Origin of the sequence: Janthinobacterium woesei (assembly GCF_051380875.1) — a bacterium.
In the GTDB taxonomy this organism is placed as follows: Bacteria; Pseudomonadota; Gammaproteobacteria; order Burkholderiales; family Burkholderiaceae_D; genus Janthinobacterium.
Genome location: NZ_JBNYXW010000012.1, coordinates 181,256 through 200,213 on the forward strand (window position 1 = coordinate 181,256; position 18,958 = coordinate 200,213).

Below are 18,958 nucleotides of genomic sequence, written 5' to 3' on the forward strand. Positions count from 1 at the left end.
CTTAGTGGTGGCCCCGTTCAAGCCTTGCCGAAGTTTTCGGCTGGAACTTCGCACCATTCGCCTGGCATCAATGGGTGGCTGGCCAGTGAAAACGGGCCGATGGCGCTGCGCACCAGGCGCAGGGTGGGCAAGCCAACGGCTGCCGTCATGCGCCGCACTTGCCGGTTTTTTCCTTCTTTCAAGGTGATCGCCAGCCACGCGGTGGGTTTGTCTGCGCGCGCGCGGATGGGCGGATTGCGGGGCCACAGCCAGTCCGGTTCGGCGATGCGCACGGCCTTGCACGGCTTGGTGATGAAATCGCCCAGGTCCAGCGGCGCCTGCAGGCGTGCCAGGCTGGCCGCATCAGGCACGCCATCGACTTGCACCAGGTAGGTTTTCGCTTCCTTGCGGTCGGGGTGGCTGATCTCGTGCTGCAAGCGGCCGTCATCGGTCAGTAGCAGCAAGCCTTCGCTGTCGGCGTCGAGCCGGCCGGCCGGATAAATACCGGGAATGGTAAGGTGGTCGGCCAGCGTGGCGCGGCCTTCCTGCGGCGAAAACTGGCACAGGACCTGGAACGGTTTGTTGAAGAGGATGAGTGGCATGCGGATGGGCTGTTAGTGATGCAAACAATGGTGGCGGCTGGTCGGCGCCGCAAAAGCGTGGCGCCTTGTAAGATACTGGTGCATAATGTGAAACGCCAGTCTTATATCTTATAGAAGACTTGGTCTGGCGTGGCGATAACGTTCTTTGGTGCTGCGGCCGGCATTGCGATGCAGATGGCCTGGGTGTTCTTTCCCTGCTAAAGTGCGTTGTTGCTGCCATGTTCGGACTTGTTTTTGTCAACTCTGCAACCGCAGAGCGCACCGCCGGCCTGTGCTGCCTGCCTGCGGTGTGTCCCACTTCGGAGATCACGATGTATCAACATATCACTGTACCTGCTGACGGCCAAAAAATCACCGTTAACGCCGACTTTTCGCTGAATGTACCAGACAATCCTATCATTCCCTTCATCGAGGGCGATGGCACGGGCATCGATATCAGCCCGGTCATGATCAAGGTGATCGACGCGGCCGTGGCCAAGGCCTATGGCGGCGCGCGCAAGATCAGCTGGATGGAAATTTATGCAGGCGAAAAATCGACGAATGTGTACGGTCCCGATGTGTGGCTGCCGGAAGAAACGCTGGAGGTGCTGAAAGACTACGTCGTCTCCATCAAGGGCCCGTTGACTACGCCCGTGGGCGGCGGCATCCGTTCGCTCAACGTGGCGCTGCGCCAGCAGCTCGACCTGTATGTCTGCCTGCGCCCCGTGCGCTATTTTACGGGCGTGCCGTCGCCAGTGAAAGAGCCGGAAAAGACGGACATGGTGATTTTCCGCGAAAACTCGGAAGATATCTATGCCGGCATCGAGTATCAGCAAGGTTCCGAAGAGGCGAAGAAACTGATCGATTTCCTGATCAAGGAAATGGGCGTGACCAAGATCCGCTTCCCGGCCACGTCCGGCATCGGCATCAAGCCCGTCTCGATCGAAGGCACGGAGCGCCTGGTGCGCAAGGCTATCCAGTATGCACTCGACAATGACAAGCCGTCCGTGACGATCGTGCACAAAGGCAACATCATGAAGTATACGGAAGGCGGCTTCCGCGATTGGGCGTATGCGCTGGCGCAAAAGGAATTCGGCGCCGAACTGATCGATGGCGGTCCATGGTGCAAATTGAAGAATCCGAAGACGGGCCGTGACATCCTCATCAAGGATTCCATCGCTGATGCGTTCCTGCAACAAATCCTCTTGCGTCCAGCCGAATACAGCGTCATCGCCACCCTGAACCTGAACGGCGATTACATCTCCGATGCGCTGGCAGCGCAAGTGGGCGGCATCGGTATCGCGCCAGGCGCCAACCTGTCCGATTCCGTGGCCATGTTCGAAGCCACCCACGGCACGGCGCCGAAGTACGCGGGCAAGGATTACGTCAATCCCGGTTCGCTGATCCTGTCAGCGGAAATGATGCTGCGCCACATGGGCTGGCTGGAGGCGGCCGACCTGGTTATTTCCTCGATGCAAAAGTCGATCGCCTCGAAGCGCGTCACCTATGACTTCGCCCGCCTGATGGAAGGCGCGACGCAAGTGTCGTGCTCGGGCTTTGGCGAGGTAATGATCGAGCACATGTAAGAAGAAGCGCAGGGCGAGGGGCAGGGCGCCCACTGCGCGCCCTGTGAACGAAAAAAAACCCCGTTCGAAAACGGGGTTTTTTACATCTGAGGGCCGGCGATGCTTAGGCTGCTTGGATGTTGGAAGCTTGCTTGCCTTTAGGGCCTTGCGTGACTTCGAATTGAACTTTTTGACCTTCTTTGAGGGTCTTGAAACCGTTCATGTTGATTGCGGAGAAGTGCGCAAACAAATCTTCGCCGCCATCATCTGGAGTGATGAAGCCAAAACCTTTGGAATCATTGAACCACTTAACTGTACCTGTTGCCATAAAAAGAACTTTCAAAATTAAAACAAATCACACGAGCCATAAAAGCAAGAAGCTTCCTGCCCCCTCCTCGACGCCTCACTTCTTATCAAGCTGTACATTACTGCAACAGTCGATACAGCATTGTTGGCGGAATAAATATTGAAGTCAAGCGCTTTTCCACGGATATCGCCAAATTCTTCACGGTAACCAAAAAAGCCACTCTTGATTTTGACGGCAAGGACGCCATCTGCGCAGTATTAAGAAAACGCGTAAGATTGAAAACAATTGGAAACGCGCAGATATTGCGCATGACAACCACTGTGAAAGCATTAGAATAAGCGTATGGCAACCAAGCACGACACAGAAACCCTGCTGGAGCGGCAAGTGCTGAAGCCGCCGCCACTCTACCAGGTAGCCTTGCTCAATGACGACTACACCCCGATGGAATTTGTGGTGGCCATCATTCAGGAGTATTTCAACAAGGACCGTGAAACGGCGACGCAAATCATGCTCAGTGTTCATCGCTACGGCAAAGGAGTGTGCGGCGTGTTCTCTAAAGATATAGCGTGTACCAAAGTGGAGTTCGTTTTAACGCATGCGCGCAAGGCGGGGCATCCCCTGCAGTGCGTGATGGAGGAAGTATGATTGCGCAGGAATTAGAAGTAAGTTTGCACATGGCGTTTGTCGAAGCTCGGCAGGCACGGCACGAATTCATCACGGTTGAGCATTTGCTGCTGGCACTGCTGGATAATCCCTCTGCGGCCGAGGTATTGCGTGCCTGCGCGGTCAATATTGAAGACCTGCGCAAGACCCTCACCAATTTCATCGGCGATAACACGCCGACCGTGCCTGGCACGGGCGAAGTCGACACCCAGCCGACGCTGGGTTTCCAGCGTGTGATCCAGCGCGCCATCATGCACGTCCAGTCCGCCTCGAACGGCAAGAAGGAAGTCACCGGCGCCAATGTGCTGGTGGCCATCTTCGGCGAAAAGGATTCGCATGCGGTGTACTACCTGCACCAGCAGGGCGTGACGCGCCTGGACGTGGTCAATTTCATCTCGCACGGCGTGCGCAAGGATCAATCGACGGAAAGCGCGAAGGCGTCCGAGGGCGTGGAAGAAGCGCCCGTCGACGGCCAGCCGAAGGAAAGCCCGCTCGACCAGTTCACGCAAAACCTGAACAAGGCTGCTGCCGAAGGCAAGATCGACCCATTGATCGGCCGCGAGGACGAAGTCGACCGCGTGATCCAGATCCTGTGCCGCCGCCGCAAGAACAATCCGCTGCTCGTTGGCGAGGCGGGCGTGGGCAAGACAGCCATCGCCGAAGGCCTGGCCTACCGCATCACGCAAAGCGATGTGCCGGAAATCCTGCAAAATGCCGTCGTCTATTCGCTCGACATGGGCGCCTTGCTGGCCGGTACCAAGTACCGCGGTGACTTCGAACAGCGCCTGAAAGCCGTGCTCAAGCAACTGAAAGACAATCCGAACGGCATCCTGTTCATCGACGAAATCCACACCATCATCGGTGCGGGCTCGGCTTCGGGCGGTACCCTGGACGCGTCGAACCTGCTGAAACCGGCACTGGCCAACGGCCAGTTGAAATGCATCGGCGCGACCACTTACACGGAATTTCGTGGCGTCTTTGAGAAAGACCATGCCCTGTCGCGCCGCTTCCAGAAAGTGGACGTCAACGAGCCGACCGTCGAGCAAACCGTGCAGATCTTGCGCGGCCTCAAGTCGCGCTTCGAAGAGCACCATGGCGTGAAATACTCGGCCTCGGCCCTGACCACCGCGGCCGAACTGGCGGCGCGCTTCATCAACGACCGCCATCTGCCCGACAAGGCGATCGACGTCATCGATGAAGCGGGCGCGGCGCAGCGCATCTTGCCGAAGTCGAAGCAAAAGAAAACCATCGGCAAGGCCGAGATCGAGGACATCATTGCCAAGATCGCGCGTATTCCGCCGCAAACGGTCAACCAGGACGACCGCAGCAAGCTGCAAACCATCGACCGCGACTTGCGCAATGTCGTGTTCGGCCAGGATCCTGCCATCGACGCGCTGGCCTCGGCCATCAAGATGGCGCGTGCCGGCCTGGGCAAGACGGACAAGCCGATCGGCTCCTTTCTGTTCTCCGGTCCGACCGGCGTCGGCAAGACCGAAGTGGCCAAGCAACTGGCCTTCATCCTCGGTATCGAGCTGATCCGTTTCGACATGTCGGAATACATGGAGCGCCACGCGGTCAGCCGCTTGATCGGCGCGCCACCGGGCTATGTTGGTTTCGACCAGGGTGGCCTGCTGACGGAAGCGATCACCAAGAAACCGCATTCGGTGTTGTTGCTCGATGAAATTGAAAAAGCCCATCCGGACATTTTCAATATCCTGCTGCAAGTGATGGACCATGGCACTTTGACGGATAACAACGGCCGCAAAGCCGATTTCCGCAACGTGATCATCATCATGACCACCAATGCGGGTGCGGAAAGCTTGCAAAAGAACTCGATCGGCTTCACCAATTCGAAGCAGGCTGGCGACGAGATGGCCGACATCAAGCGCATGTTCACGCCAGAGTTCCGCAACCGTATCGATGCCACCATCAGCTTCCGTGCGCTGGACCAGGAAATCATCCTGCGCGTGGTCGACAAGTTCCTGATGCAGCTGGAAGAACAGTTGCATGAGAAAAAGGTGGAAGCCATCTTCACCGAGAAGCTGCGCAGCTTCCTCGGCAAGAAAGGCTTCGATCCGCTCATGGGCGCGCGTCCGATGGCACGCCTGATCCAGGACCTGATCCGCAAGGCGCTGGCCGACGAACTGTTGTTCGGCCGCCTGGTCTCCGGCGGCAAGATCACCGTCGACCTCGACGACAAGGACCAGGTCTTGCTGGAATTCCCGGAACCGCCTGACGCGGCGCCGACGGCCGCACCGGAAACGGTGGAAGTGGAATAATAGCGGCCCCGCTGCTATCTGAAAAACCCGCCCACGCAAGTGGCGCGGGTTTTTTTACGGCCATAAAACGCATCATGAAAACTATTGTTAAAATAACCTTGTTTAAAAATAGGTATTGCTTTTGCGCAAGCTATGCAAGAATCATGATCCCGGTGTCGGCCACGCTCCACATCGTTTCGTTTGCATGGCCGTTGATAGATCGCTTATAGACTGCTCACATGAAAATTTCCCGTACTCTTGCCTTCCTGTTGTTCTCCGCCGGCCTGCTGGGCAGTGCCGCCGCTGCCGCTGCCGCCCCAGCTGGCAGCTACTTGCGCTTTCCCGCCGTGCGCGGCGATACCGTCGTCTTCACCGCCGAAGGCGACTTGTGGAAAAGCAGCGTGCGCGGTGGCGCCGCGCAGCGTTTGACCACGCATCCCGGCTATGAAACGAACGCGGCGATTTCGCGCGATGGCCAGTGGCTGGCGTTTTCCGCGTCATATGAAGGGGCGCAGGAAGCGTATGTGATGCCGCTGGCCGGTGGCTTGCCGCGCCGCATTTCGTATGATAATGGCGGCGTGCTGGTGCTGGGCTGGACGGCGCAGGGCGAAGTGCTGGTCAGCACGCAAAATACGGATGGCCCCGCATCGCGCCGCATCGTCGCCGCCATCGACCCCGTGAAACAGACGCGCCGCGTGTTTGCCGTCGCCGACGCCAACGATGCCGTGCTCGACGATGCGGGAACGACCCTGTATTTCACGCGCTTTGGCCTGGCCATGACGAATGACAATGTGCGCAACTACCGTGGCGGTGCGCATGCGACCCTGTGGCGCTATGCGCTGGACGGCAAGGCCGAGGCCGTGCCCATGCATACGGATGCGGCCGTGTTGGCCGGCAATAACAAACGCCCCATGTGGTGGCAAGGGCGCGTGTACTACATCAGCGACGCGGGCGGCAGCGACAATCTGTGGAGCATGCTGCCCGACGGCAGCGATCGCCGCGCCCTGACGTTTCATGCGCAGTGGGACGTGCGCAATGCAGCGCTGGGCGATGGCAAGATCGTCTACCAGCTGGGCGCCGACCTGCATGTATTCGACTTGAGCGCGCCAGGTACATCGGCAAGCTCGCAGCCCCTGGCCATCAGCCTGGTGTCCGATTTCGACCAGCAGCGCGCGCGCCAGATCCGCTCGCCGCTCGATACCTTGAGCAATGTCCAGCTGTCCGGCAAGGATGAGCGCATCATCCTGACAGCGCGTGGGCGCGTCAGCATCGCCGGCACGGGCAGCATGCGCCGCGTCGATATCGCCATTCCGGAAGGGGCACGGGCGCGCGACGCCGTCTTTAGCAGCGATGAGAAATCCGTTTTCGCCATCGTCGACACGAGCGGCGAAAATGAAATCTGGACATTCGCCGCCGACGGTACGGGCAAGGGCGAGCAACTGACGACGCAGGGCAACAACCACCGCTGGAAACTGTATCCGTCACCGGACGGGCGCTGGCTGGCGCACACGGACAAGAAGGGCCGCTTCTGGCTGCTGGACCTGGCGACCAGGGGCAATCAGTTGATCGATGACGCGGGCAAGGCGGGCGTGGACAAGCATGACGAGGTGCAATGGTCGCCCGACAGCCGCAACCTAGCCATCGTGCGCGTGGCCAGCAACGAGCAGCGCGAGCAGATCGGCCTGTACAACCTGGCGTCGAAACAGCTGCAGTTCGTCACCAGCGACCGCTACACTTCCGGTACGCCGGTGTTTTCGCCAGATGGAAAATGGCTGTATTTCATGTCGGCACGCAACTTCCAGTTGGCCAATGGTTCGCCGTGGGGCGACCGTAACATGGGCCCCGTGTTCGACAAGCGCATCGTCGTCTATGCGCTGGCGCTGCAGCCGGGCAACCGTTTCCCGTTTCAGCCCGACGATGAACTGAGCCGCCCGGGCGTCAAGCCGGCCGAGACGGACGATGAAAAGGCGGCCGAACTGGCGGCGGAAAAAGCCCTGGAGAAAGCCGGCGGTGGCAAGGCGGCCGTGAAAAAAGCGCCAGCCAGCTTGCCGGCCATCGACCTCAAGGGCCTGGCCGAGCGCCTGTATGAAGTGCCGCTGGCGCCCGGCAACTACGATGCGCTGGCCGTCGATGGCAAGCGCCTGTATTTCCTCGAACGGGAAGGCGGCGAGCGCAAGTCCAGCCTGAAGACCTTGGCGATAGGCAATACCGGCTCCAAGCCGGAGCTGCTGGTGGCCAATGTGCGCGAATTCGACCTGGCGACGGATAAGAAACACTTGTACTACAGGACAGCAACCAGCGCGGCCGAGACTGGCCCGGGCGAGATGCTGGTGATCGAGGCGGGCGCCAAGCTGCCGGCCGACCTGGCCAAGGCAAAAGTAAAAGTCGATGACTGGACCTTTGTCGCCAATCCGCGATTGGAGTGGAAGCAGATGTTCAACGATGCCTGGCGCTTGCACCGCGACTTCCTGTACGACGCGAAGATGCGCGGCGTGGACTGGAAGGCGGCGCGCGACAAATATGCGCCGCTGGTCGAGCGCGTCACGGACCGCGCCGAACTGAATGACTTGCTGGGTATGATGGTGGCCGAAGTGGGCGCCCTGCATTCGCAGATCCGTCCCGGCGAATTGCGCCGCACGGAGCAGGAAGGCGCGCCGGCCGGCCTGGGCGCCGTGCTGGCACGTACGGGCGACGGCTACAGGGTCGAGCATATCTACCGCAGCGAAGCGGAATTGCCATCGGCCCGGGCGCCGCTGTCGCGCCCCGAGGTGGATGTGAAGGAGGGCGATGTGATCACGGCCGTCAACGGCAAGGATGTGCTGGCCGCGCGCGACATCAGCGATTTGCTGCTGAACCAGGCAGACAAGCAGGTGCTGCTGCAAGTGAAGCGGGGCAATGGTGCGCCGCGTAGCATGATCGTCAAGCCCGTCAACATGGTGAAACAGACGGCGCTGCGCTATGGCGACTGGGAACTGAGCCGCGCCGAGCAGGTGGCGGCCGCCTCGCAAGGGCGCATCGGCTATCTGCACCTGCGCGCCATGGGCGCCAATGACATCGCCTCGTTCGCGCGCGACTTTTATGCCAACATCAACCGCGAAGGCTTGATCATCGACGTGCGGCGCAATAACGGCGGCAATATCGACAGCTGGATCATCGAAAAACTGTTGCGCAAGGCCTGGGCTTACTGGGCGCCACCAGGCGTGCAGCCATCGTCGAACATGCAGAACACCTTCCGTGGCCACCTGGTGGTGCTGGTCGATGAACTGACGTATTCGGATGGCGAGACGTTTGCGGCCGGCATCAAGGCCCTGGGACTGGCGCCGCTGGTGGGCAAGCGCACGGCTGGCGCCGGCGTCTGGCTCAGCGACAATACGCGCCTGGCCGACAACGGCATGGCCCGCGTGGCGGAAAACGGCCAGTTCGGCATCGACGGCCAGTGGCTGATCGAAGGCGTGGGCGTGGTGCCGGACGTGGAGGTAGAAAACCCGCCGCACGCCACCTTCAATGGCGCCGACCGCCAGCTGGAAGTGGCGCTCGACATGCTGGCGAAAAAGCTCAAGGAGCAGCCGCGCCCGGCGTTCCAACCGCAGTCCATCCCCGCGCTGAAGTAGGCGGTTGCGATTGGCCGTTACAGGCCGGCGACGGCCTTGAATTGCTGTGCGCGGCGGCGCAAGACTTCGACCACGCTGCCGTCAAGCAGGTGCAGGTCGAGGCCGTCGGCGGCCTTGGGCGCCACTTTGGCTACCTGCGCCAGGTTGACCATCTGGCGCCGGTTGGCACGGAAGAATTGCGCAGGATCAAGGCGCTCTTCCAGCTGGTTCAGCGAGCGCAGCATCAATGGCTGCTGCGCGTCGAAATGCACGCGCGTGTAATTGCCTTCCGATTCGAGCAGGCGGATTTGATCGAGCGCAACAAACCAGCAGCGTTCGCCATCCTTGATGAAAATCTTGCGCGGCTTTGGTGATGGCGCCGCCTGCACGCGGGCGCCGACCCTCGCCAGCGCCGTCGCCAGGCGCGCCGCCTGCACGGGTTTTTGCAGGTAATCGAGGGCGCTCACTTCAAACGCTTGCAGCGCATACTGGTCGAAGGCCGTGCAAAAGATGACGTCGGGCGCGTCGTCGATGGCAGCGAGCAGGTCGAAGCCCGAGCCGCCCGGCATTTGCACGTCGAGCAGCAGCAGATCTGGGCGCAGCCTGCTAATGAGCGCGATGGCTTCCGCCGCGCTGGCCGCCTCGCCCACGATATCGACTTGCCGATGCGCCGCCAGCAAGCGCCGCAGCTCGGCGCGCGCCAGCCGTTCGTCGTCCACCAGCAGTACGGTGATGCTGCGCTCACTCATTGCCGTTCCGGAAATTGGATCGCGGCGTGGACCCAGCCGGCCTGTTCGTGCAGTTCCAGGCTGGCGCTTTCGCCGCAGAGCAGCCGCAGGCGCTGGCGCGCATTGCGCAAGCCGACGCAGGTGGAATTGCCCGGCTGGCGTAAGGCGCCCGTGTTGGCCACCTCGATGCGCAGCATGGCCGAAGCGCCAGTGCCGCCTTCGCGCTGCGCCGTGATGCGGATGTCGCCGCCATCGGCGCTCGCTTCGACGCCATACTTGACGGCGTTTTCCACCAGGGTTTGCAGGGCCATGGGCGGCACGCGCACGTGCTCCAGGCCGGGCGCGATGTCGAAAATGACGCGCAGGCGCTCTTCGAAGCGACTCTGCTCGATGGCCAGGTAGGCGCGCACGGCGTCCAGTTCTGCCGCCAGCGGCACCGTCGCGTGCTGGCCCGCTTGCAGCGCATGGCGCATCAGGTCGGCCAGCTGGTCGATCATGTGCGCGGCCGCCTCGCGGTCCTCATAGATCAGCGCACGCACGCTATTGAGGCTATTGAAGAAAAAATGCGGATTGACTTGTGCCTGCAGGGCGCGCAGCTCGGCTTCCCGAGCATGCAGTTGCAACTGCAGTGTTTCCGCTTCGAGCCGGCTGGCGCGGCGCAGCGAAACGATCATCGAATACAGGACAGTCCACACGAGGAAGGTGCTGAACCAGGAAATCAGTGCGAACGGTAGCCAATCAAAATTGCGAATGGCACCGAATGGACGCAGGACGATATAACCGGTCGCCACCAGTGCGGTTTGCATGATCGCCAGCACCACGCAGGCAGGCAAGATGCGTTGCCATGCGAAGTGGCGCTCTACCCAGCCGTGGCGGCGCAGCCAGCGCCGCCAGACTATCGACAGTCCCAGCCCGCTCGCGGCGCCCCACCAGCAGACGCCGATGACGGCCCAGCTGGCGCCGTTGTGGGTTAGTCCCATCAAGGTTAGCAGGGCCATGGTATTCCAGCCGGCCAGCTGGAAGACCCAGTACCAGTCGATTCTTGCCAGCACTGGTAGGCGGTCGGGCGGCGTTGTCATGGTCTAGTTCAGGAACTGTTCGATGCGCGCGTACATCCAGTCAGGCTGGTCGTACATGATGAAGTGGCGCGCCGTGTCGGCCATTTCTATCCGCACGCCCGGCAACAGGCGGTACTGCTGGCCGAATGTCGCCTCGATGGCGGCGCGCGGTGCATACTCCTTGTACGCGATCCAGGTTCCCAGCACCAGGGTGGGCGACTGCACTTTTGCCACCTCCTGGCGCAAGTCGCTGGCAATCAGGGTGCCCATGGCATTGATCACGGTGTTTTTATCGGAGCGCTGGCCCCAGCCGATGATGCGTTCCACATCGGCCGGGGCAGTCGCCATACCGGCGATGGTGCGGTGCTGGCTGGCGCTGGCGGTAGCGGCGTCCTGGGCCCGCATGGCCACCTGCATCTGCGCCGACATGGCTAGCAATTGCTCCGGCGTGATGTTGGGCACTTGCGTCGCACCCAGTGCCGGCAGCGAGTCGACGATCACCAGCTTGCCAGTCTGAGCGGGATGGCCTATCGCCAGCTTCAGTGCCAGAAAGCCACCCAGGCTATGCCCGATGATGGCTGGCTGGCCCAGTCTTTTGTCGTTGATGTAATCGGCAAGCTGCTGCTCGGCTTGCGCCAGCAAGTCGCCCTCGATGGGGGCTGCGCCGGCAAAACCGGCGAGTGTCAGCACGTGGCATTGGCGTGCGGACTGCGGCCCGCACAGGCGCGCCACCGTGCCTTGCCACACCTCGCCCGACGAGGCCAGGCCGGGAATCAGGATGACTGGCTGGCCCTGGCCCTGGCCCGTTACCTGCACCGTGAAGGCGGCGGGTTCGGCGGCGTTGGCCGCGCTGGACATCAGCAGGACTGCGCTCAGCAGCAGTTGTTGTATCGTTCGTTTCATGATGTGTTACCTCCTGAACGATGATGTTAGCGGCGCGCGCCATTGACCGCCAGCGCTGCGGGATGGACGGCAGATGGAGAGGATAAGCGGCGTCATGCCGCTCCGTCACCGTTCGCTTCCGCCCGCAGCTTGCGCCACAGGGTGGTGCGGCTGATGCCCAGGAAGTTGGCGGCGGCATCGCGCCGGCCGCCGAAGCGCCGCAAGACATCGCTGGCACTTTCCGGCATGGCCGGCACGGGTGCTGCTGACAGGCTGCTTGCCGCTGCCGTCGATCTTGCCGACGCCAGTTCGGGCGCCACGCCCAGCATAAAAGAAGGCGTGAGCGCCTGCAGCGGTTCGGCGGCCAGGAACAGCGCCAGGCGCTCGGCCATGTTGCGCAGTTCGCGCACATTGCCGGGCCAGGCGTAGCGGCGCAGCAACGGCGCGCAGGCATGGACTTCCGCATGCAGGTTCGGATGTGGCCGGGCGCCCAGCGCGGCCAGCGCATTTTTCAGCGACCATTCGGCCAGGCCGGGAATGTCGCTGGTGCGCTCGCGCAAGGCCGGCAAGTGCAGGCGCAGCACGGCCAGGCGGTAGAACAGGTCGGCGCGGAAGCGGCCTTCGCGGATGCGCTGTTCCAGGTCGCAGTGGGTGGCGCTGATGATGCGCACATTGATGGCGATGGGCCGCGTGCCGCCCACGCGTACCACTTCGCGCTCTTCCAGCACGCGCAGCAGGCGCGTTTGCAGGGCCAGCGGCATTTCGCCGATTTCATCGAGGAAGAGGGTGCCGTGGTTGGCGGCCTCGAACAGGCCCGCATGGCCGCCCCGGCGTGCGCCCGTAAATGCGCCGTCTTCGTGGCCGAACAGTTCCGATTCGAGCAAGGACTCGGCGATGGCGCCGCAATTGATGGCGATGAAGGGGCGGTTCGCGCCCAGGCTGCGTGGGCTTTCGCGGTGGATCGCCTGCGCCACCAGTTCCTTGCCGCTGCCCGTTTCGCCCTGGATCAGCACCGTCGCCGGCGAGCGCGCATACAGCACCACCGACTGGCGCAGCGCTTCCATCGCCTCGGATTCGCCGCGCAGGTCGTGCAAGCCATGTTTGGCGCGCAGCGTGTCGGCGACTGTCGCGCGACGGCTGCGGCTTGACTCAAGCTGGGTCAGGCGCGCCAGTTCCAGCGCGTCGTCGAAGGCGCGCCGGATGGCCGTGGCCGAATACACGAAGACGGCGGCCAGTCCCGCCTCCTCGGCCAGGTCGGTGACGAGCCCTGCGCCGACGATGGCCTGCACGCCGGCCGCTTTGAGTTCATTGATCTGCGCGCGCGCATCTTCTTGCGTGGCATAGGTGCGTTGAAAGATCTGGAAGCCGAAGGTGGCGGCAAATTCGGCCAGTTCCGGCATCGGGTCCTGGTAGGTGACGACGCCGATGGTGGGCGAGATGCGCCGCGCGCGCGCCAGCGCCTGCATCACATCGTAGCCGCTGGCCTTGGCGATGATGACGGGCACCGACAGTCGGCCCTTCAGGTAGGCGCCGTTCGACCCGGCCGCGATGACGGCGTCGCAGCGCTCGGTGGCCATGCGTTCGCGGATGTGGCGCACGGCGTCGTCGAAGCCCAGGTTGATCGGTTCGATCGTCGCCAGGTCGTCGTATTCGAGCGTGATGTCGCGAAACAGGTCGAACAGTCGCGAAACGGAGACGGTCCAGATGACCGGCTTGTCGCGCTGATCGAGCGGATCGAGGGAGGGAGGGGGAGGGCGGCGCATGCTTTATTCTAAACGATTTGTTTCATATCTTTGCGCCGCAATGCCATTGCAACATCGGCGTTGCAAGTGGTCTGTGGCGTTTCAGATATTGCCAGAAGGAATTTGAAAAAACCCGTACAAACTGGTTTATGATCTAGCAACACCATGCTGCCTGTGAGAATGTTTTACCCAGGCGCTTGCCGTCTTGCCCATAACCGCCACATGGTGTCCATGAACCGCGTACCGACCAGTCCCGATTTCATCACCGATGCCTTGCAATTGATTGCCTTGCCGGCGTGCGCCTGCGATGCCTGCGGCATGGTGGTGGCGGGCAATGGCGCGCTGGTCGCCTTGCTGGGCATGGATGTGGTGGGCCGGCTGCTGGCCGACTGTTTCAGCGACGCTTACCGCGCGTCGAGCACGAGCATGCTGCGCGGCGCGCTGGGTCCGGCCGGCCGCGAACGCCACTGGGACAGCAGCCTGCAGGGGGCGCGCAGGGCCATTGCCGTGCAGGTATGGGCCAAGCCGCTGCCAGTGGGCGATGGCTTGCCGGGTGCTACCCTGGTGTTTGCCGATATCAGCGTGCAGCAGCGCGACCAGCAAGCCTTGCGCAAGACATTGCTGGAACAGCAGGCCATCTTGGAAAACGCGGCCGTCGGCATCGTGTTTGCCAAGGGCGGCTTCATCGAGGAATGCAATATTCGCGCCGCGGAAATGCTCGGCTATGCGCGCCATCAGCTGATGGGGCTGCCGGGAGCGGTGCTGTACCGCTCTGCTGAGCACTGCCATGCGCTGGGGCTGGAAGCGGCGCCGTTATTGTCCAAAGGTAAGCCGTTTCGCACGGAACTGGAATTGCGGCGCCAGGACGGCTCGCTATTCTGGAGCCGGCTGCACGGGCGCGCCGTCGATCCGCTCAATACGCATGACGGTACGGTATGGATTATCGAGGATATCAGCGACCACCGGCGTGACGAAGATCAATTGCGCCGCGCGGTGCTGGAAATGCAGGCCGTGATGGACAACGCGCCGCTGGCCATCGGCTTCCAGCGCGACAAGGGTGTGCTGCGCTACAACCGGCGCTTCGCCGAATGCTTCGGCTTTGACGGCGACAGCGGCGTGGGCTTGGCCGTCGCCGACCTGTACCCGTCGCGCGCCGCGTATGAAAGCGTGGCCAGGCAAGCTGCGCCCCTGCTGCGGCGCGGCCTGCCATTCCAGGGCGAGATGGAGATGCGCCGCCGCGACGGCTCCACCTTCTGGGCCCTGGCCTACGGCTATGTGCTCAATCCTGAGCAGCAGCCCGACCGCGCGCTGCGCGACACGATCTGGCTGTTCGATGACCGCAGCGCGCAAAAGGCGGCCGAGGAGGCGATGCGCCAGCTGGTGCTGGAGCAGCAGGCCATCCTCGACAATGCCTCGCTCGGCATCCTGTTTTCCCGTTCGCGCCAGATACTGCGCTGCAATCCCCGTTTTGCCGAGATGTTCGGCTACACGCAGGACGAGCTGACGGGCATGCCCGCCGCCGCGCTGTTTCCTTCGCCGCAAGTGTATGCGCAGTTTAACGTGCAGGCCACGCTGCAGCTGGGGCAGGGACTGCCGTATGAGCTGGACGAATCGCTGTTCCGCCGCCGCGACGGCAAGCTGTTCTGGTGCCGCGTCCGCGCCAAGGCCCTCGACCAGGAGCATAGCGAGCAAGGCACCATCTGGATCATCGAAGACGTCACCGCCAGCCGCCAGACGCAGATGGAAGTGGCGGCCATCATGACGAATGCCTCGGTGAGCATCCTGTTTACCAAGAACCGCCTTATCACGCGCTACAACCTGGGCTTTGCCGCGATGTTTGGCTATCGCGGCGACGAGGCGCTGGGCCTGCCCGGGCGGGCGCTGTATGTCACGCAGCAGTCCTACGAGCTTCTGGGGGCGGTGGCGTTCCCCTTCCTCTCGGTGGGTAAATCGTTCCAGACGGAAGTGGAGATGATGCGCCGCGACGGCAGCACGCTGTGGGCGCAGCTGATCGCCTATGTCGTCAACCCGGCCGACCCGGCCGCCGGCACCATCTGGATCATCGAGGACCGCACGGAAGCGAAGCGCGCCGAAGAGTCGCTGCGCAACGCGCTGCTGGAAAACCAGGCCATCCTCGATAGCGCCGTACTGGGCATCTCGGTGGTGGAGGGCGGCTTCAATTTGCGCGGCAACAGCAAGATGGAAGAGCTGTTCGGCTATGCTCCCGGTGAAATCAACGGCCTGTCGGTGCAGGCGCTGTACGCGGACATGGCCGACTGGAGGGCGGCGCGCAGCGAGACGGCGCGCGATTTCGAGGCCGGCCGCGTGCATATGTCGGAATACCAGCTGGTACGCAAGGATGGCAGCCGCTTCTGGGCGCGCCTGTCGGGGCGTCCGTTTGATCTGGCGCATGCGCATGGCCGCTCGGTGTGGCTGGTCGACGATGTGACGCTGCGCCGCGAGGCGGCCGACGCGGTGCGCCGCGCGCGCGACGAGCTGGAACTGCGCGTGCAGGAACGCACGGCCGAACTGGCGGGCGCCAATGTGCTGTTGCAAGGCGAAATCGTCGAGCGGCGCCAGGCCGAGGCGCGCGTGCACCACATGGCGTACCACGACAACCTGACGGGCCTGCCCAACCGCGCGCTGCTGTCGGACCGCCTGGAGCGGGCCATGCTGGCCTCGCAGCGTTCCGGGCGCAAGCTGGCCGTGATGTTCATCGACCTGGACCGCTTCAAGACCATCAACGATTCGCTGGGCCACATGACGGGCGACTTGCTGCTCAAGGCAGTGGCAGGCCGCCTGTGCCGCGCCGTGCGCGCCAGCGACACGGTGGCCCGCCTTGGCGGCGACGAATTCGTCGTGCTGGTGCCAGACATACGCGGGCCGGACGAAGCGGCGCGCGTGGCCGAGAAGGTCATTGAAGCGTTGACGCCCGCCTTTCCACTCGACGGCCACGTGCTGCATATCACGCCGTCTATCGGCATCTGCATGTATCCGGACGATGGCGGCGATGTCGACGTCCTGATGCGCCATGCCGACGCGGCGATGTACCACGCCAAGGACAGTGGCCGCAACAACTACCAGTTCTTCACGCAGACGATGAACCAGGCAGCGGCCCTGCATTTTGACCTGGAAAGCAGCTTGCGCACGGCGCTGGCCTTGAACCAGTTCGAGTTGTATTACCAGCCCGTGATCGACATCGCCACGCGGCGCCTGCATGGCATGGAAGTGCTGCTGCGCTGGCGCCGTCCCGGCCACGGCCTGGTGCTGCCGGACCGCTTCATTCCCATCATGGAGGAAAATGGCTTGATCGTGCCGGTCGGCGAATGGGTCATGCGCCAGGCTTGCGAGCAAAGCATGGCCTGGCAGCGCCAGGGCTTGCAGCCGGTGCCGCTGGCGGTGAACCTGTCGCCGCGCCAGTTCATGCACAAGGGCCTGGTGGCGGCCATCGGCGCCGTGGTGCGGGAAACGGGCATAGCCCCATCGCTGCTGGAGTTCGAGATCACCGAGACGGCGCTGATGCAGCATGGCGAGCATACGCTGGAGATTTTGCGCCAGATCAATGGCATGGGCTTGCGCCTGTCGATCGACGACTTCGGCACCGGCTATTCCAGCCTGGCTTACCTGAAACGCTTCCCCGTGAAGAAAGTCAAGATCGACCGCGCCTTCATCAAGGACCTCGAGCACAGCGCGGAAGACCGCGCCATCGTGGCCGCCATCATCGCACTGGCCGACAGCCTGCAATTGTCGACCGTGGCCGAAGGCGTGGAAACGGAAGAGCAGTTCGCCCTGCTGCAGGCGAAGGGCTGCCGCTATGCGCAGGGCTATTTGTTCTCCGCGCCCGTGCCTGCGGTCAATGCGCAAGCGCTGCTGGAACGGCTATCTAATAGTTAGTCGATGGTGGCGATGACAGGGGCGTGATCAGAAGGCTGTTCCCACTTGCGTGGCACTCGGTCGATGCTGCATGCCGTGCAGCGTGCTGCCAGGGCAGGCGAGAGCAGGATATGGTCGATGCGCAAGCCCTTGTTCAGACGGAAACCCAGCTGGCGGTAATCCCACCAGCTGAACGATTTTTCCACTTGCTCGAACAGGCGGAAGGCATCTGTCAGGCCGATGTCGAGCAGGCGCTGCAGGGCGGCGCGTTCCTTGCTTGATACCAGTACCTGGCCTTCCCAGGCAACAGGGTCATGCACGTCGCGGTCGTCGGGTGCGATATTGTAGTCGCCGACCACGGCCAGTTGCGGGTGCTGCTGCGCTTCTTCGGCGAGCCAGTCGTGCAGGGCGGCCAGCCAGCCCAGCTTGTATTCATACTTGTCCGAGTCGACGCTCTGGCCATTTGGCACATACGCGCAGACGACGCGCACGCCGTCGATGGTGGCGGCCAGGATGCGCTGCTGCGCATCTTCATAGCGGGGGTTGTTTTTTACCACGTCGGTGATCGGCAGCTTCGACAGGATGGCCACGCCGTTGTAGGTCTTCTGGCCGCTGAAGACCACTTGGTAGCCGGCCGCCTCGATCTCGGCGACGGGGAACTTGTCGTCCGTCAGCTTGGTTTCTTGCAGGCAGAGTATGTCGACCGGGTTGTCTGCCAGCCACTGCAGCACTTGTGGCAGGCGTACTTTGAGCGAATTGACGTTCCAGGTGACTAATTTCATGGGAAAGATCCTTGTTGCGGAGGTAAGTGACGGAGTGTCGATAGGCGCGAATCTTACCGCATGCGTGTCGCCGGCGTCCTGCCAGGCTTGCCGAGCATTCCTGGCGGGAAAGCGCATATGGGGAAAGTATTTGTTTTTAACCAATCGTGGCGCATGAATATTATGTTTTTGTGTATGATTGATCAACCCCTAAGTTTGATTTGGCATAAGTGGCGGGCGCGGCAAGCTGCATATCGCCATTTAACGCGATAAAGGTGTAAATTTTCTCGCTAAAACGCGATAAAAACTACTAAAATGGCACAATGTAGCAACTGTGTCACATGGCTTTGTTACGGCGAACTTAGGAACCAAACAGGAAGCAGTTGTAATTAGTTGTAATTGCTATTCCGAATTACATGACCACTGTGCCCAGGGCGGAACGTAGATTCCAACCTTGGCGCCGCCAGACTTGTTATATAAATTGCAGCACTCTATTCATGAGACTGTTTTGCGACATCAATAAATGGTACCATTTTGAAATGTTGCAGTTTTAATAGTGAGACTTGCGCGTAGCATTTGCAAAGGAAGAAAATGCGAACTGCATTTGAAGCGTGGGCGCAGCGTGACGGCCACATTGTGCGGCGAAGAGAAGACAAACCGGAAGAGTACCTGATTTTCGAGACCCAGCGCCGCTGGGTCATCTGGCAGGCAGCTCTGACGCATGGCAAGACGGTAACCAAGCCGCGGGTCAGCGCGGCCGAAAAGGCGGCGAAGGCCCAGCGCGCGCTGGAGATGTCCTCCGATGAAGCGACCGTGCGCAACAAGGTGCTCAATGAAGTGCTCGACGCCTTCAATGGCGCCGATGGCGCCGCCGGCATGGAAGGTATTTTGAAAGTAATCCAGGGCCTGAAGATGAAACAGAAGGCACTGGCCGACGACAAGAGCGAAGATTCAACGGCTTGAGGGGACGG

13 protein-coding genes are annotated in these 18,958 nt (G+C 61.9%); 6 read left to right on the forward strand and 7 right to left on the reverse strand.

All coding sequences use genetic code 11. The features are described 5' to 3' along the window. Window positions 1-17: 17 nt before the first annotated feature. A complete protein-coding gene (locus ACQ4W6_RS16010; RefSeq protein WP_436568162.1) occupies window positions 18-581 on the reverse strand; it encodes a pseudouridine synthase in 564 nt (187 codons plus the stop codon). Between the two features lie 311 nt (window positions 582-892). Here ACQ4W6_RS16010 and icd point away from each other — a divergent pair, with 311 nt between their 5' ends. Then, a complete protein-coding gene (gene icd, locus ACQ4W6_RS16015; protein ID WP_436568163.1) occupies window positions 893-2,146 on the forward strand; it encodes an NADP-dependent isocitrate dehydrogenase in 1,254 nt (417 codons plus the stop codon). A 103-nt stretch (window positions 2,147-2,249) separates the two neighbouring features. Here icd and cspE read toward each other — a convergent pair whose 3' ends face one another. Further along, window positions 2,250-2,453 carry a transcription antiterminator/RNA stability regulator CspE gene (gene cspE, locus ACQ4W6_RS16020; protein WP_010395943.1) on the reverse strand — a complete coding sequence of 68 codons (204 nt, stop codon included), beginning with the start codon at window positions 2,451-2,453 and terminating at the stop codon, window positions 2,250-2,252. A gap of 321 nt (window positions 2,454-2,774) precedes the next feature. Between cspE and clpS the strand changes: the two genes are divergently transcribed. The 3 genes from clpS (at window position 2,775) to ACQ4W6_RS16035 (ending at window position 8,964) form a co-directional block, all read left to right on the forward strand. After that, window positions 2,775-3,077, forward strand: coding sequence for an ATP-dependent Clp protease adapter ClpS (gene clpS, locus ACQ4W6_RS16025; protein ID WP_034751577.1), 303 nt, complete (start codon window positions 2,775-2,777; stop codon window positions 3,075-3,077). Further along, window positions 3,074-5,374 (forward strand): ATP-dependent Clp protease ATP-binding subunit ClpA, encoded by a 2,301-nt coding sequence (clpA, locus tag ACQ4W6_RS16030; RefSeq protein WP_436568164.1) that lies wholly within the window; start codon window positions 3,074-3,076, stop codon window positions 5,372-5,374. Before clpS ends, clpA begins: the two co-directional genes overlap by 4 nt. A gap of 218 nt (window positions 5,375-5,592) precedes the next feature. Next, the gene (locus tag ACQ4W6_RS16035) at window positions 5,593-8,964 is read left to right on the forward strand and encodes a S41 family peptidase (RefSeq protein ID WP_436568165.1); all 3,372 of its coding nucleotides are present in this window, start codon (window positions 5,593-5,595) and stop codon (window positions 8,962-8,964) included. A 17-nt stretch (window positions 8,965-8,981) separates the two neighbouring features. Here ACQ4W6_RS16035 and ACQ4W6_RS16040 read toward each other — a convergent pair whose 3' ends face one another. From ACQ4W6_RS16040 to prpR, 4 genes are all read right to left on the reverse strand, one after another. Continuing rightward, a complete protein-coding gene (locus ACQ4W6_RS16040) occupies window positions 8,982-9,692 on the reverse strand; it encodes a LytR/AlgR family response regulator transcription factor (RefSeq protein WP_436568166.1) in 711 nt (236 codons plus the stop codon). Continuing rightward, window positions 9,689-10,750: a sensor histidine kinase gene (locus ACQ4W6_RS16045; RefSeq protein WP_436568167.1), complete on the reverse strand. Its 1,062-nt coding sequence runs from the start codon at window positions 10,748-10,750 to the stop codon at window positions 9,689-9,691. The genes ACQ4W6_RS16040 and ACQ4W6_RS16045 overlap by 4 nt, the downstream gene beginning before the upstream one ends. Before the next feature lie 3 nt (window positions 10,751-10,753). Beyond that, window positions 10,754-11,632 (reverse strand): alpha/beta fold hydrolase, encoded by an 879-nt coding sequence (locus tag ACQ4W6_RS16050; protein WP_436568168.1) that lies wholly within the window; start codon window positions 11,630-11,632, stop codon window positions 10,754-10,756. 92 nt (window positions 11,633-11,724) lie between these two features. Further along, window positions 11,725-13,374 (reverse strand): propionate catabolism operon regulatory protein PrpR, encoded by a 1,650-nt coding sequence (prpR, locus tag ACQ4W6_RS16055; RefSeq protein WP_436568169.1) that lies wholly within the window; start codon window positions 13,372-13,374, stop codon window positions 11,725-11,727. A 210-nt stretch (window positions 13,375-13,584) separates the two neighbouring features. On the opposite strand from prpR, the gene ACQ4W6_RS16060 reads away from it, so the two are divergent. Then, a complete protein-coding gene (locus tag ACQ4W6_RS16060) occupies window positions 13,585-17,247 on the forward strand; it encodes a sensor domain-containing protein (protein ID WP_436568170.1) in 3,663 nt (1,220 codons plus the stop codon). Here the strand turns inward: ACQ4W6_RS16060 and xth are convergent. Further along, complete coding sequence (gene xth, locus ACQ4W6_RS16065) at window positions 17,244-18,008, reverse strand: exodeoxyribonuclease III (protein WP_436568171.1); 765 nt, start codon at window positions 18,006-18,008, stop codon at window positions 17,244-17,246. The genes ACQ4W6_RS16060 and xth overlap by 4 nt on opposite strands. A 570-nt stretch (window positions 18,009-18,578) precedes the next feature. On the opposite strand from xth, the gene ACQ4W6_RS16070 reads away from it, so the two are divergent. After that, a complete protein-coding gene (locus ACQ4W6_RS16070) occupies window positions 18,579-18,950 on the forward strand; it encodes a phiTE_015 family protein (RefSeq protein ID WP_436568172.1) in 372 nt (123 codons plus the stop codon). Window positions 18,951-18,958: the final 8 nt, after the last annotated feature.

Coding starts and splice junctions, on each gene's coding strand:
- ACQ4W6_RS16010 (WP_436568162.1), bottom strand. CDS start 581: ATGCCACTCATCCTCTTCAACAAACCGTTCCAGGTCCTGTGCCAGTTT.
- icd (WP_436568163.1), top strand. CDS start 893: ATGTATCAACATATCACTGTACCTGCTGACGGCCAAAAAATCACCGTT.
- cspE (WP_010395943.1), bottom strand. CDS start 2,453: ATGGCAACAGGTACAGTTAAGTGGTTCAATGATTCCAAAGGTTTTGGC.
- clpS (WP_034751577.1), top strand. CDS start 2,775: ATGGCAACCAAGCACGACACAGAAACCCTGCTGGAGCGGCAAGTGCTG.
- clpA (WP_436568164.1), top strand. CDS start 3,074: ATGATTGCGCAGGAATTAGAAGTAAGTTTGCACATGGCGTTTGTCGAA.
- ACQ4W6_RS16035 (WP_436568165.1), top strand. CDS start 5,593: ATGAAAATTTCCCGTACTCTTGCCTTCCTGTTGTTCTCCGCCGGCCTG.
- ACQ4W6_RS16040 (WP_436568166.1), bottom strand. CDS start 9,692: ATGAGTGAGCGCAGCATCACCGTACTGCTGGTGGACGACGAACGGCTG.
- ACQ4W6_RS16045 (WP_436568167.1), bottom strand. CDS start 10,750: ATGACAACGCCGCCCGACCGCCTACCAGTGCTGGCAAGAATCGACTGG.
- ACQ4W6_RS16050 (WP_436568168.1), bottom strand. CDS start 11,632: ATGAAACGAACGATACAACAACTGCTGCTGAGCGCAGTCCTGCTGATG.
- prpR (WP_436568169.1), bottom strand. CDS start 13,374: ATGCGCCGCCCTCCCCCTCCCTCCCTCGATCCGCTCGATCAGCGCGAC.
- ACQ4W6_RS16060 (WP_436568170.1), top strand. CDS start 13,585: ATGAACCGCGTACCGACCAGTCCCGATTTCATCACCGATGCCTTGCAA.
- xth (WP_436568171.1), bottom strand. CDS start 18,008: ATGAAATTAGTCACCTGGAACGTCAATTCGCTCAAAGTACGCCTGCCA.
- ACQ4W6_RS16070 (WP_436568172.1), top strand. CDS start 18,579: ATGCGAACTGCATTTGAAGCGTGGGCGCAGCGTGACGGCCACATTGTG.